Origin of the sequence: Jidongwangia harbinensis (assembly GCF_020216025.1) — a bacterium.
In the GTDB taxonomy this organism is placed as follows: Bacteria; Actinomycetota; Actinomycetes; order Mycobacteriales; family Micromonosporaceae; genus Actinoplanes; species Actinoplanes harbinensis.
On record NZ_JAIWNC010000027.1, the window covers coordinates 94,687 to 109,235 of the forward strand.

Genomic DNA, 14,549 nt, shown 5'->3' on the forward strand with positions numbered 1-14,549 from the left:
GCCCGGTCCGCGCCGGGAGTCAGCCCGCGACGACCCGGTTGCGTCCGGCCTCCTTCGCGCGGTAGAGCGCGTGGTCGGCTCGTCCGAGCAGGGTGTCCAGCGTGTCGTCCGGCTTCAGCTCGGCCAGTCCGACACTGATCGTCACGGTGATCGGCTCGCCGTGCCCGGTCACGGTGATGGCCTCGACCGCCGCACGCATGCGCTCGCCGAGGTCGATGGGATCGCCGTGCACCTCGCTCTGTACGACGGCGAACTCCTCGCCGCCGTACCGGCCGAAGACATCCGGCCGGCGTACGTTGCGCCGCAGGACCGTGGCGACCGCGCGGATGACGTCGTCTCCGGCCGCGTGACCGTAGGTGTCGTTGACGTCCTTGAAGTGGTCGATGTCCAGCATCATGGCCGTCATCGGGCGGTGACCGCGTCGGGCGACCTCCAGCTGGGTGGTGGCCGCCGCGGTGAACTGCCGCCGGTTGTAGACCCCGGTCAGCTCGTCGGTGGTCGCGAGCTGCTGCACGGTCGCGAACAGGCGGGCGTTCTCGTACGCGGCCGATGCCTGTCCGGCGAGCGCGGACAGCAGTTCCGCGTGCGCCGGCAGCAGCCGGCCGGGTTCGGATGCGCCGGCGAGCAGCACTCCGCGGCCGTGGCCGCGCACGTCGAGGGGGACCGCCAACCAGCTGCCGGTGTCGCCGAGCACCGCGGCGACGGCGGCCGGAGGGGCCGCACCGTCGCCGTGGGCGGCGCGCGGGACGGCCGTCTGCAGCCCATCGCCGACCGCCGCGGCGTCGATCGGGCCGCGGGTCAGGACGGTGCACCGGGCACCGTCCAGGTGCGCGACGCAGAGCCGATCGGCGGGCAGCGTGCGGGCCATGATGCCGAGGAGCTTCTCCAGCACCTCGACCGGTTCGACGGTGGACGTCAGCTCGCTCAGCGCCGTACGCATGAGTTCGGCGGTGTCGCGCTGCTCGCGGACGGCGCGCACGGTGACTTCCAGCTGGGCGGCCCGGGCGGTGGCCAGGGACGCCGCGATGTGGCTCGACACGGCGGTGAGGATGTCCACGTCCGCCTCGGTGAACACGCCCTTCGCGATCCGGCTGTCCAGGTACACCACGCCGGTGAGCCGGCCGTCCAGTTCCAGCGGTGCGATCAGAATGCTGCGCAGGCCGAAGACGACGGCGCTGCGCGAACCCAGAGCCGCTCCGTCCTCGCTTCCGGTGACCACCATCGGCTGCCGTTCGGCGGCCACCCGGGTCACCAGGGTCGACGAGTACGTGGCCATCTCGGCCAGGTCCGAGCCGGCCGACGTCCGGCCGATCCGGGGTGCCAGGGAACCGTCGGCCTCGTCGACGAGGAACAGGATCGCCCGCTCGGCGCCGAGGATGCGAAGGGTCTCGTCCAGCGCCACCCGGGCCACCTTGTCCGGGTCGACCACCTGGGCGGCGGCCATGCTGACCTGCTGCAGGGCCTCCAGCCTCCGCCGGTACGGATCGATCGTCGTGGTCAGGTGCCGGCTGCCGAAGCGGTCGCCGCCGCGGCGCGTGCCGGCTGCCACCGCCGCGCCGAACTCCGTCCGGACCCAGCGCACCCGCCGCGCCCAGCCCTGCTCGGCGGCGACCGCGAGCGCGGCGCCGGCCTGTCGTGCCGAAACGGCGTGCTCGCCCAGGGCGGCCAGGGCCCGCGCGCGGACCCGGGCCGCCTCGTACTGCACCAGGGGAGCGTCCAGGCGGACCAGGGCTTCCTCGCCCTTCGCGAGGACGCGCAGCGCTTCGGCGGGCCGGCCGCGCAGCTGCGCCAGGCTCGCCGTCGCCACCAGGTCGTATCCGCGCAGCAGCGTCAGCGCCATCGGCCCGGCGGCGGGCCCGGTCTTGTGCGCCGCCCGGGTCAGGTCCCGCACCGCCGTCCGGGCCGCGGTGAGGAGCCGGGCCTGCTCCTCGGATCCGGCGTTCTCGGCACGGTGCAGCTGGGTCAGGCGCGCGAACGCGACGTAGGCGTAGTACATGCGGTACTCGGTGAAGATCGCCGCCAGTGACAGGCGCATCGCGTCGAACGCCTGCACCGCCTGCTCGAAGGATTCGCCGAGCTCGTCCTGCTCCAGCGCGGTCTGCACGGCCCCGAGGGCGAACTGGATGCGGTGCCCGACGTCGAGCGGTTCCGCCGACCGGGCGGCCAGGGCCTGGGGCTCCTCACCGGACCGGCCGAGCAGCGCGTGGGCCATGTCGGACAGCACGGAGAAGCCGGGGAACGTGTCCGCGGCGGCCGGTGAGATGCGGCTGCGGCCACGGTCGTGCCAGATCAGCGCCTCGGTGGCGTAGCCGCGCTGGACGAGGTCACGGCCGCGCATGAGCAGGATGTTGGTGTAGAAGTCCACCTCCAGGTACCGGCGGTGCGTCTCGCACACGTCGGCCCACTCGTGGACCAGGATCTCCTTGCCCAGCACCTTGGAGAACGCCTCGTACCAGGCCGCGTTGGCGTACGCCTTCGGGTCACCGAGCTCATTGGCGAGGTTCTTCGCCTGCCGGAAGATGCGGTCGCGGCGCCGGCGCAGCCCCATCGACCCGGCCACCGAGCCGATCGCGGACAGGTGGAGGAGATAGCCGTCGGTGGCGCCGAGGCGATGCGCGAACGGAGCCGCGTTCAGCGTGAATTCGACGACCTGCCCGTGCTTGAGGTCGATGGCCGCGGCGGCGACCGCGGCCCGGCCCAGCAGCACCCGCAGACGCAGACGCTCGGCTGCCTCGCCGGTGGCCGGCTCGGTGGCCGGCGGCCGGCTGCCGGTGGCCAGCCACCGCACCATGATCCGGGCCGTGGTCAGGGCGAACAGGACCGGATTCTCGGGTACGCCGGTGCCGAGTTCGTCGAGGCCCTGGCGGGCGCAGGAGAGCGCCCCGGTCAGGTCCCAGTTCGTCCGCCGCACGTGGGAGAGCTGCAGCAGGAGCGCGGCACGGCGCACCGGCGCGATCTCGTCGGCCAGCCCCGCCTCCAGCTGGTGTACGGCGGCGTCCACCCGGCCGGTCGACCAGTAGGCGACGCCGAGGGCCTCCCGGAAGCGGCTGTCCGGCTCGATCCCCGCCCGCGGGGCCGCCTCCGCCGCCGACTCCAGGAACGCGAGCGCCGCGTCGGGTGCGTTCTCGTCGAGGGCGAGCTGCCCGGCGGCCAATCCGGTGGCGAACAGCCGGTCCGCGGTCTCGTCGCTGCCGCCGTCGGCGTAGTGGCGGGCGATGGCGTACACGTCGGCCGGGGCGGTGGGCGCGCGCCGGTCCAGGACCGTGGCGATGCGCTGATGCAGGGCGCGCAGCTGTGCGGGGGAGACGCCGGACAGCAGCGCCTCCCGGATGCGGTCGTGCACGAAGGCGTACGCGTCGCCGTGCGGATGGAGCAGCCCGCGGCCGGCCGCCTCGGCGAGCGGGACCATCGGCTCCGCATCCACCACCTCGGAGAGCAGGGCGGGGTCGACGATGCCGCCGATCGCGGCGGCGGCGGTCAGCACCTCCCGGACGGGTTCGTCCAGGCCCTGCACCCGCGCTAGGACCAGGGCGATGACGTCCGTCGGCAGGTTGATCTCCTGCAGCTGCCGGGTGTCCAACCGCCAGGTCCCCCAGGACGGCCGCAGCGCCCCGACGTCGATGAGCGAACGCAGGTACTCCAGGATCGTGAACGGGTTGCCCTGGCAGCGGGCGCCGATCTCCGCGACGACCGCTGATTCGATCGCCGAGGCGGACAGGAACGACCGGATCAGCTCTGCGGTGTCGTCGTCGGTCAGGGGGCCGACCGGCAGGTGCAGGTCGAGAGCCGCCCCGGCCGCGTCCTCGAAGGCCTGGCGGGTGGACGCGGCGGCGTCGTCGTCACGGACCGTGGCCACGATCAGCAGGGGAGTGCCGGCGATCTCCTCGGCGAGCCGGCGGACGACGCCGCGGCTGGCCTCGTCCAGCCACTGCACGTCGTCGAGCACCAGCAGCCCGCCCGCGTTCCCGCCGGCGGCGAGCCCGGTCAGGAACGACGCCACGGCGCCGGAGAACTGGTCGCGCCGGTCGTCGGCGCTCAGCGCGGGCGCATCCAGCAGAAGGTCCAGCGTGGGTGACAGCGGCCGCAGCAGGCTGGCACCCGCACCGGCGGCCGACCGGAGAGCCGCCACGGCGGTCGCTCGCTGCTCGGCCGGCAGGCTCGCGACGCCGCGGAGGTGTTCCTCGACCGCGGTCCGCAGCGCCGCCATCGGCAGCGACGCGTCGACGTCGCACTTGCCGCGCAGCACCAGGGCGCCGTCCCGGGCGGCGATGTCGGCCAGGGCCTGCGCCAGCCCCGACTTGCCGCCGCCGGCGGCGCCGCTGATCAGCACCATGCCGCCCACGTCGCGCCGGGCCCGTTCCCACCGGGCGGTCAGTGCCGCCATCTCGTCGGCCCGGCCGGCCAGCCGGATGCCCGCCGCCGGGATCTCGGCACGGCCACTCGCCGGCGCCTGCGGCAGGTCCCGGAGCGCGGACACGAGGTCCGCGGCGCCGGCGAAGCGGTCGTCCGGGTCCTTCGCCATCAGCCGCTGGATGATCGTGGTCAGGCCGGGGGACAGGCCGGCCCGCAGTGCGCCCGGCGACGGCAGCGGTGCGGTGGCGTGCATGGTGATCAGGTCACCGACGTCGTCGGCGCGGTACGGCAGCACGCCGGTCGCGTACTCGAACAGCACGATCCCCAGCGCGTACAGGTCCGACCGTCCGTCGACCGGGCGGTTCAGCATGCCGGTCTGCTCCGGCGGGCTGTAGTCGAAGGTGCCGACGGCGGCGTCGTCGCGGCCCGCGCGGCGGTGGGCGGCAAGCCCGAAGTCGATCAGCCGGGCCCGGCCGTCCTCGCCGACCATGATGTTGGCCGGCTTGACGTCGCGGTGCACCAGGCCGGCCCGGTGTGCCGCGGCCAGCGCGAGGGCGACATCCAGCGCAACCGTCACGATCGCCGGCTCACCCGGCAGCGTGCCGTCGGGCGACGGACCCAGGGCCTTCCCGCGGATCAACTCCATGATCAGCGCCGGGCGGCCGGCGGCGTACCCGACGTCGTACACCTTGGGTACGCCGGGGTGATCGATGCGTGCCAGCAGCGCCGCCTCACGGCAGAACGCGGTCGCCATCCGATCGCTGTCCGCAGCCTGGACGGTCAGCATCTTCAACGCGTAGTCCGCCCCGCCGCGACGTACCCGGTAGACGACCGAGTTGGCGCCACCGCCGATCCGGCCGGCGAACTCGACGTCCGCACCGAGGTCGCCCGTCGCCGGAGCACCGGCCTGCCTGCCGCCGGCAAGCCGGGCCGTGGACTGCGTCATGCCTCCAGAATCGTCAGGTGGCGGCGTCCGCGGCACTAACCCGGAGATTGCAACCGCACTGCTACCGGTGCCGCCCGTGCGACCCGGACGTTCCGTCGGCAGGGGAGGTCGCCGCCCACGAGGCGAGCAGGCGGAGGCGCTCGGCGGACGGTGAGCCGGGTTCGGCGGTGTACACATGGAGCACCAGGCCCGGTTCGGCGGTGATGGCAAGCTCCTCGTAGGCGAGGGTGAGTGCACCGGCGACGGGGTGGTGGAACCGCTTCGTGCCGGTGCCGTGGGTTCGGACGTTGTGGTCGGCCCAGAGCCGGCGGAAGACGTCACTCCGGGTGGAGAGTTCTCCGACCAGGTCCCGCAGCTCGCGGTCGTGCGGGTCACGGCCGGCCTCGGTGCGCATGACACCGACACACATCTCGGCGAACCGGTCCCAGTCGGGGTAGAAGTCGTGCGACGCGGGGTCGAGGAACTGGAATCTGGCCAGGTTCGGCAGGCGTCCGCCGTCGCCGATCACCGGTGCGTAGAACGCACGGCCGAGAGCGTTGGTGGCGAGCAGGTTCTGGTGGGGATCCCGGACGAAGGCGACCGCGTCGGTGATCGCTTCCAGGGCCCAGCGCAGGCTCAGGCGGGAGGCGGCCTTCGCGGCGGGGCGGCGTCGGGGCCGGCCCGAGGCCGGGATGCCGTCGGCGGTGCGGGCCAGGTCGTACAGATGGGCGCGTTCGGTGTCGTCGAGCTGCAGCGCGCGGGCCAGGGCTTCGAGGACGCCGGACGACGCGCCGGCGATCTGGCCACGCTCGAGCCGCGCGTAGTACTCCACGCTCAGTCCGGCGACGGCGGCGACCTCGCTGCGCCGGAGGCCGGGGACGCGGCGGCTGCGCGTCGGCGGCAGGCCGACCTGCTCGGGCGTCAGCCGGGCACGACGAGTGGTCAGGAACTCGCGCACCTCGGAACGGTTGTCCACCCGTTGAGCGTAAGGCGGGCCGGAGCCGCCCGGCACCGACGAAGGGTGCCCTGTCAGTACACCCATCGGCAGGGACTTCTTGCTCCTCAGTACGGCCAGTTGACTGGATGCCGTGGGACCGAGGGGTCCGCCGGTCGGTGACGTGCCGGCCTGATCGAAGCGGTGAAGGGAGCACACCACGATGCGTGGAGTGGTCATGTACGGGCCCGGGGACGTGCGAGTCGAGGAACGTGACGACCCGAAGATCGTCGAGCCGACCGATGCGATCATCCGCCTCAGCGCGACCTGCATCTGCGGCAGCGACCTGTGGCCGTACCGCGGTGCCGAGCCGGTCGAGCATCAGGTGATGGGCCACGAGTACGTCGGCGTCGTCCAGGAGGTCGGGTCGGAGGTCCGCAAGATCAGGGTCGGCGACTTCGTCGTCGGCTCCTTCTTCGCGTCCGACAACACCTGCGAGATCTGCCGGTCCGGCTACCAGGCGTACTGCGTGCACCGCGTCCTGATGGGCGCCATCGGCACCCAGAGCGAGCTGGCCCGCATCCCGCTTGCCGACGGGACCCTGGTGGCGACCCCCGGTCAGCCCGACCCCGATCTCATCCCGTCTCTGATGGCGGCCTCCGACGTGCTCGGCACGGGCTGGTTCGCGGCCGTGGCGGCCGAGTCCGGGCCCGGCAAGACCGTCGCGGTCGTCGGGGACGGCGCGGTCGGCCTGCTCGGGATCCTGGCGGCCCGGCAACTGGGCGCCGAGCGCGTCATCGCGTTCAGCCGGCACGCCGGCCGGCAGGCGCTCGCGCGGGAGTTCGGCGCCACCGACATCGTCACCGAACGCGGCGATGCCGGTGTCCAGAAGGTCAAGGAGCTGACCGGCGGACTCGGGGCGCACAGCGTGATCGAGGCGGTCGGCACCCAGGAAGCCATGATGCAGGCCATCCGTGCCACCCGTCCCGGTGGCCACGTCGGATTCGTGGGTGTCTCGCACGACGTCGCCATCTCCGGCGACGAGCTGTTCATGGCGGGCGTTCACCTCCACGGTGGCCCCGCGCCGGTCCGGCAGTTCCTGCCCGAACTGATTCAGCTGATCTGGGACCGCCGGATCGACCCCGGCAAGGTCTTCGACCTCACCCTGCCGCTGGACCGGGCGGCAGAGGGCTACCAGGCAATGGATCGGCGCACCGCCGTTAAGGTCCTGCTGACGGTCTGACGCCTCATCGCGGGGACTCGGCGTCCAGGACGGCGGCCGCATCCTCCACGATCGCCGCGAAATCGTCCGGAGGGATCCGGACCGCGAGTATCTCGGCCCGGTCCTGGGCGACGGAATGCTTCGTCGGCCACGCTTGGAAGACGATCACCAGGTCGCCGTCCCGGTAGGCGAAGGCCGCCACGTTGTCCACGGTCTCGCCCCACTGGAGGAACCAGAACTGCTCGCGGAACTCCGTCTGGTCGGCCAGCAGGAGCCGGTGGATCTCCTGCGGTGGGCGGCCCGGGAAGGGGCAGGGCGGGACGTCGCCCCGGCGTACCCGCTCGGCGTCCCGCCGCATGGACAACACGAACGATGGTACGTAGGCCGCGTTGTCGTCACTGGTCAGCCAGGTGTCGGCGGCCCACAGGTCGACGACCCGGAGGCCGGGCGACGCGATCTCGCCGATCTCCACGCCGAAGGTGGCCCGGTCACCGAACTGTCGCGTCATCGTTCGTCTCTTCTCGAATGCCCGATAGATGCGACCGCCCCGTCGCGGGCGACGGGGCGGTCGGTACTACTACTTCTGTTTCTTGACCTCGGACGGAATGTGGTGATCCGGGATCGGATCCGGCCTGCCGTTGTTCCGCACGCCGTTGCTGCTTCCGCTGAAGTGCCAGTTGCCGTTCGCGTCGTTGGAGTAACGGTAGTAGACGGCCTTCTTACCTCGGCCGATCTTGGTCCACCGCACGCCGGCGACCTCGATGCTGTTGGCGAACTGCTCCGCCGCGTCAGCGGGCAGCACCGCCTTGTTCGGGTTGTACGGGTTCGGTCCGCCGTGCGGATCGTGGTGGCCGGGGTTCTCGTAGACCGGCGCCTTGGGCGGATCGTTGGGCACATCCGTCGGGCAGTTGTGCACCAGGACCGAGGCACTGCCCGCCATCACGTAGTACGTCGGGATCCCCGTGATGCTGAGGTTGTGCACCCGCGTCGCGACGGTGCGCTCGGCGATGGTGGCGACATGCGTCCGGGTGCCGTCCGCGCTGAGCAGCGGCAGCCCGACCGCGAGCCCCGACGCCGGAATCCACGTGTTCAGCCCCGGCACCCAGAACGGGTGGCTCTCGGTGGCGGAGACGATCTTCGGCGCGGTGTCCGGGTCGCCGTCGTCGTCGATGCCGACGTCGATGATCCGTTTGACGCCGTCCGCGCTTCTGGTGCCCGCTACCGGCTTGTCCACCGTGCCGCCGACGGTCGGCTCGGTGGCCGCAACCTCGGTGCCCTTCTCCACCTCTTCGATCGGCACCAGGCGGCCACTGGCGAGCAGGACCAGGGTGCCCGGGACGAAGCTGCTGCGCCTGCACTTCTTGAAGAGCTTCTCGAAGAGCTCCTTGATGGACCGCAGCTTGTCCGAGTTCTTGAAGGCCTTGGCGCCGGTGCCGAGGTACCCGATGACGGGGATGGCGGAGAATCCGGAGAGGAAACCACCGACGTAGTCGCCGCGCCCGAACGACACGGCCGCGTCGATGCCGTCGCAGACCTCCCCGGCGCCGGGCACCAGGCCACACGCCATGAGGGTGAACTGCAGGACGTCCAGCAGCAGGTCCTTGTTCTCCCCGACGAGTTCCTTGATGTCGGCGAGCATGGTGCAGCCGGCGGTGTTCTGGTTGACCGGAGCGGCGCACTTGGCCTGGTCCATCAACGCACCGGCGAAGTCCTTGTACACCATGAGGCATTCCTTGGACACCGCGGAGGCGTCCAGGACCATGCAGCCCCAGGTCTTGTGGTCGTCCGCGGCGGAGCCCTTACCGTCGGCCCCGCTGCCGGGTGCGGTGTTGCGCTGCTGCGCCTCCCACTCCTTCAGCTTCGTGGCGTAGATGGCGGCGGCCTGCTTCGCCGCCACGTCGGCGGCCGCGGCATCCTTGCCGGCCGCCTGCGCGTCCGCCCGAGCCGCCTCCGCGGAACGGTAGGCCGCGGTGGCGTCCTTCTGCGCCCGCTGGGAAGCGGCGGTGGCGGTGGCGGCGGACTGCGCCGCCCGGCTCGCGGAGGCCTGCGCCGCGTTCGACGCGTTGCGGGCCGTGGTGGCGCTCTTCGCCGCCTCCTCGGCCGACTTCTGCGCGGCATCCGCCGCTGCCGCGGCCTTCAGCCGGTGACCGTCGGCCACCTCGGCGGACTTCTTGGCCGCCGCCGCGTACTTGTCGGCGTCCGCGGACTGCTGCCGCGCCCGCTGTGCCGCCTCGGCCGCCTTGTTGGCGTCGGTCAGGGCGGTGTTCGCGTACTGCTGCGCCTGCCGGACCAGCGACTGCACCGCCTGCACGTGCGCTTCCTGCTCGGCGTCACGCTGTGCCGCCTCGTATCGCGACACGTTCAGGAAGTACGACACGTAGGACGGCGGGCCCGCCAACGCCACCTGGGCGGCGGCCTTGACCTCGGGGCATGCGCATTCCATCGCCCGGTACACCAGCAGGCGCTCGTCCGCGGCCCGGGCCACGTGCTGACCGTCCCGCAGGAACCGGTGCACGTCGGCGGGCGTACCCTCCAGCGCCTTCTGCGCCGCCGCCTTCAGGTTCGGCATGTCGGTGGCGCCGGCGATCAGCGCGTACACCTGCTGCCGGTCCTTCGTGGTCTTGCCCGCGTGGTTCCGGGTGCGGAGGAACGCCTCGACCGTCGCGTCGTCGCCGGCCAGCGCGGTCTGGGCCGCGGTCTTCTCCGCTCCGTCCGGCAGCGTGTCGATCAGCCGCCACACCCGCGCCCGGTCGTCCTGCCCGGCCGCGAAGCGCCGGCCCTCGGCCAGCCAGGACCGCATCTCGGTCTCGCCGCCGGTCAACGCGGTCGCCGCCGCGTTCTTCGTCCATTCCCCGCCGTACGTGCTCAGGGTGATCGCCGCCCGCCGGCCGTGGTCCAGGACCACCGCGCTCGGTGCGCCGACCGCACTCGCCTGATCCAGCGACGTCCGGGTGCCCGCCTCGATGCGGTCCTGCTCCGCGGTGTCCCAGGCAAGCGTTCGGTCCCAGGCCGCGGCCTCGCCACCGGCCGACTTCACCGCCTGCTCGGCCGCCAGCGCCTCCTGCGCCGCCAGCACGCCCTGCTCGGTCCACTCCGCCCGGCGTGCGACGTCCTCGGCACGGGCCAGCTTCTGCACGGCGTCGGCGTCACCGGCCGCCTGCACGGCGAGGTTCGCCGACTCCACCGCCGCCTGGGCGTGCTCGAAGGCCTTCTCCGCCGACTTGCGGCCCTGCTCCGCGGCCACGGCCGCGTCCAGCGCGGCCCGCTCCGCGTTCTCCGCGTGCTCGGCCGCCCGTGCCGCGAAGGCGAACGCCTCCTGCGACGCCTGCGCCGCGGACGCCGCCAGGGACTCGGCCCGGTCCGCCGCGCGGTCCGCCGTCGCCGCCGCGTTGCGTGCCTGCGCCGCCGCGTTGCGCGCCCGTGCGGCCTGTGCCGCCGACACGCCGGAGTGCCGCCCGGCCTCGTCCGCCGCGGTACCCGCCGCGGCCGCGTTGCCGCTCGCCCGCTTGGCCGCCTGCGCCGCCGCCTGTGCCTGTGCCTGTGCCCGGTCGGACTCGGCCTTCACCTGCGCCAGTTCGCGCGCCCGGGCCGCCGCGTCGCGGGCCGCCTCGGCGGCCTCCCGGGCCAGCCGGGCGTCGCCCGCGTTCAGGTGCGCCGCGGATGCCGCGCGCCGGGCCCGCGCCGCCGCCTGCGCCGTCAGTGACGCCGCCGACGTGGCGCGCCGGGCCGCGTCGGCCGCGACCCGCGCCGCCCGCATGGCCGAGTTCGACGCCTTGATGGCCTCCCGCGCCGCGTCCGCCGCGCCTTCCGCCGCGTCCGCCGCACGTCCCGCCGCAGCGGTCGCCTTGGCCGCGTCACTGCCGGCGGCCTTCGCCTCCGCGGCCGCGGTCTGGGCCGCGTTCTTGGCCTGCCCGGCGGCCGCCTCGGCGCGGTCCGAGGACTGCTGCGCCGACAGCGCCTCCCGGGCGGTGTCCTGTCCGGCCTGACGTGCCTGCTCGGTCAGCGCGCGGACCTCGGCGATCTCCTTGTCCCGCGCCCGGGCCGTGAACTGGCCCCAGGTGAGGAAGTCGCGCAACTGCTCCGCCGTACCCTGCAACGCCTGCTGCGCCGCGGTGTTCAGCACCGGCCCGCTGTTGTTCGAGCCCCCGGTCAGCATCCGGGTGGCCGCCAACCGGTCGTCGGCGTACGCGGCCGCGTTCCGTCCCGACGACAGGAAGGCGTCCAGGTCCTCCGGCGTCCCGGCCAGCGCGTTGCGCGCCGCCGCCTTCACCGTCGGCCCACCGCTCTCCAGGAGCTGGTGCGCCCGGACCCGCTCGTCGGCCTCGAACGGGGTGTGCCACCCGCCGCCGATGAACGCCTGCACGTCGGCGCGCGACCCGGCCAGCGCCCGCTGCGCCGCCGCCCGCATCGCCGGACCGTCCATGGCGGCGAGGATCTGGGCGGAGGCCCGCTCGTCGGCCTCCATGGCGGTCCGGTAACCGGTGTCGAGGTACGCACGCAGGTCTTCGTCCGAGCCCGTCAGGGCCAGCTCGGCCGCCCGTCGCAACGACGGCCCACCGGACGACAGGTCCCACACCGCCTCCTGGCGGTCCAGTGCCACGTCGTCGTCGGCCGCGGCCGGTGCGCCCGGAGAGATGAAGGAGCCGATCAGAACGAGAACGACGACGGCCGCGATGGATCTCACGCGGCGTGACACCGGGCGTCTGGAGTGGAATAGGACAGCAAGCATTGACCGCACGTTGACGGCACCCCCCGTGGAAGCTGTACAAGGCGGCCTCACGGTATCGAAGCGGGTTACTGCGAACAACCCTGCCCAGCTGGTGTGACGGATCGATCAGAGTGACTCGCCGCACCGGGGTGCCCGCGGCCTCACGGGGTGATCGTCACGGTGACCGTCCGGGTGTAGAAGTCGCGGGCCGCGATGCCCTGTTCGCGGGGCCCGTAGCTGGACTCCTTCTCGCCGCCGAACGGGGCGTGGAAGTCCACTCCGGTGGTCGGTGCGTTGACCTTCACCATCCCCACGTCCAGCTGGTTGGCGTAGGTCAGCGCGGACCCGAGGTGCTGGGTGTACACGCCCGCGACCAGCCCGTGCCGTACCTCGTTGGCGGTGCGTACCGCGGCCTCGGCCGACTCCGCGGGCAGCACCACGCAGACCGGTCCGAAGTACTCCTCGCTGAGCAGGTCGTCGCCGGCCGGCACGTCGGTCAACAGCGTCGGCGCCTGGAACCACCCGTCGCGGTCCGGCTGGCCGCCGCCGGTCAGCACCCGGGCGCCGCCCTTGCCGGCGCGTTGCACCGCCGCCTGGATCGCCTCGCGCGGCCGCGACTCGATCAGCGGGCCGACCACCGTCGCCGGATCCGCCGGGTCGCCGGTGGGCAGCGCTTCGACCGCCGCGGCGAGCCGCTCGGCGAACGGTGCGGCATCGCCGACCACGATCACCCGGCTGGTGGCGGTGCACTTCTGGCCGGCGTACCCCATGGCCGCCGCGGCGATCGCCTTCGCGGCCGCCTCCTGGTCCGCGTCCGGCAGCACGATGGCGGCGTTCTGGCCGCCCATCTCCGCCTGCACCGGGATGCCGCGGGCGACCGACCGGCGGGCGACCGCCTGCCCGGCCGCGACGGAGCCGGTGAACGAGACGGCGTCCGCGGTGTCGACCACCGCTTCGCCGGTTCCGCCGAGGCCGGTCAGCACGGTGAGTACGCCGTCCGGGAGCGCTCCGGCGAACAGTTCGGCCAGCCGCAGCGCCACCGCGGACGACTGCGGCGCGGGCTTGAGGAGAACCGTGTTGCCGAACGCGAGGGCCGGCGCGGCCTTCCAGAGCGGGATCGCCACCGGGAAGTTCCACGGGGTGATCAGCCCGACGACGCCGTGCGGACGGCGCCGGGTGTGCAGCAGCGACACGCCGTCGGCCGGTGGGTACACCTCGCCCTCCGGGTACAGCGCCTGCTGCGCGAAGTAGCGCAGGATGGCGACGCCGCGGCCGATCTCGGCGCCCGCCTCGCCGAGCGGCTTGCCGACCTCGCGGACCACCAGATCGGTCAGTTCGCCGGTCGCGGCGGCGAGCGCCTCGGCGCAGGCGTGCAGGGCGGCGGCCCGGGCGTGCGCCGGTCCGCGCGCCCAGCCGGTGGCCGCGTCACGGGCAACGCCGGCGGCCGCCGCCACCTGCTCCGCGGGGGTGTCGGGAAAGCGGACGACGACGTCCGACGGCGCTTGCGGGGAGCGGCTCTCGATCGTGGTCATGACTGTCCCTTTCCACTGGTGGCATCGCCGACCGCGACGACGGGGTTGGTCAGCGTTCCGAGTGTCTCGGACGTTATCTCGATCGTGTCGCCGGGTTGCGTGGTGAAGTCGGCGTCCGGCACCACGCCGGTGCCGGTCAGCAGGATCACGCCGGCCGGGAAGCTGAGCGCCCGGAACAGCCAGTCGGCCAGGTCCTCGAAGCCGCGGGCCATCGCCGACGTCGAGGTCGTACCGGCGAAGACCTCGCGTCCGTCGCGTAGCACCCGGACCCCGATCGGGAAGGGATCGGCGCCGACCGCCCAGCTCGGCACGATGGCCGGGCCCAGCGAGCAGGAACGGTCGTAGATCTTCGCCTGTGGCAGGTAGAGCGGGTTCTCGCCCTCGATCGACCGGCTGCTCATGTCGTTGCCCAGGGTGTAGCCGAACACCTCGCCGGCCGCGTTGAGCACCAGGCCCACCTCGGCCTCGGGTACGTCCCAGCCGGAGTCGACGCGGATCCCGACCGGGTCGTGGTCGCCGACCACGCGCCACGGGCTGGACTTGAAGAAGATCTCGGGGCGCTCGTTGTCGTAGACGTGGTCGTAGAGGGAACCGTGGTCGGACTCGTCCTTGCGCCCGTCGCGGCTGCGCAGGTACGTCACGCCGGCCGCCCACACCTCCTGCTGGTCGATGGGCGGGAGCGTCGTGTCGCCCGGCATGTCGCCGCCGGCGTCGCGGGCGGCGGCCTCGACCACGGCGCGGGCCTGGTCGAGCGGCAGGGCGAGCAGGTCGGCGAGAGTACCGTCGAGTTCGCCCCAGGCGCCGTCCTGGCGCACCGCCCAGCGCGAGGCGCCGCCGGCGCGCAGGTGGTAAATGGAGATCGGCATTTGGCCATC

The 14,549-nt window shown here is 73.2% G+C and carries 7 protein-coding genes; 1 reads left to right on the forward strand and 6 read right to left on the reverse strand.

The features are described 5' to 3' along the window. Window positions 1-19 precede the first annotated feature (19 nt). Both LDL48_RS29485 and LDL48_RS29490 read right to left on the reverse strand, forming a co-directional pair. Window positions 20-5,299, reverse strand: a complete 5,280-nt coding sequence (locus LDL48_RS29485) for a diguanylate cyclase (RefSeq protein ID WP_225258500.1) — start codon at window positions 5,297-5,299, stop codon at window positions 20-22. 61 nt (window positions 5,300-5,360) lie between these two features. After that, window positions 5,361-6,254: a helix-turn-helix transcriptional regulator gene (locus LDL48_RS29490; RefSeq protein WP_225258501.1), complete on the reverse strand. Its 894-nt coding sequence runs from the start codon at window positions 6,252-6,254 to the stop codon at window positions 5,361-5,363. A gap of 181 nt (window positions 6,255-6,435) precedes the next feature. Between LDL48_RS29490 and LDL48_RS29495 the strand changes: the two genes are divergently transcribed. Next, window positions 6,436-7,455 carry a zinc-dependent alcohol dehydrogenase family protein gene (locus LDL48_RS29495; protein ID WP_225258502.1) on the forward strand — a complete coding sequence of 340 codons (1,020 nt, stop codon included), beginning with the start codon at window positions 6,436-6,438 and terminating at the stop codon, window positions 7,453-7,455. A gap of 4 nt (window positions 7,456-7,459) precedes the next feature. On the opposite strand, the gene LDL48_RS29500 is transcribed toward LDL48_RS29495, so the two are convergent. The 4 genes from LDL48_RS29500 to LDL48_RS29530 form a co-directional block, all read right to left on the reverse strand. Beyond that, the gene (locus LDL48_RS29500; RefSeq protein ID WP_225258503.1) at window positions 7,460-7,942 is read right to left on the reverse strand and encodes a hypothetical protein; all 483 of its coding nucleotides are present in this window, start codon (window positions 7,940-7,942) and stop codon (window positions 7,460-7,462) included. A 69-nt stretch (window positions 7,943-8,011) separates the two neighbouring features. After that, the gene (locus LDL48_RS44265) at window positions 8,012-12,118 is read right to left on the reverse strand and encodes a polymorphic toxin-type HINT domain-containing protein (protein WP_308016509.1); all 4,107 of its coding nucleotides are present in this window, start codon (window positions 12,116-12,118) and stop codon (window positions 8,012-8,014) included. Between the two features lie 185 nt (window positions 12,119-12,303). Beyond that, entirely contained in the window at window positions 12,304-13,674 is a 1,371-nt protein-coding gene (locus tag LDL48_RS29525) for an aldehyde dehydrogenase family protein (protein ID WP_225258504.1), read from the reverse strand. Then, a complete protein-coding gene (locus LDL48_RS29530) occupies window positions 13,671-14,540 on the reverse strand; it encodes a fumarylacetoacetate hydrolase family protein (protein ID WP_225258505.1) in 870 nt (289 codons plus the stop codon). Before LDL48_RS29530 ends, LDL48_RS29525 begins: the two co-directional genes overlap by 4 nt. Between the last annotated feature and the right edge of the window lie 9 nt (window positions 14,541-14,549).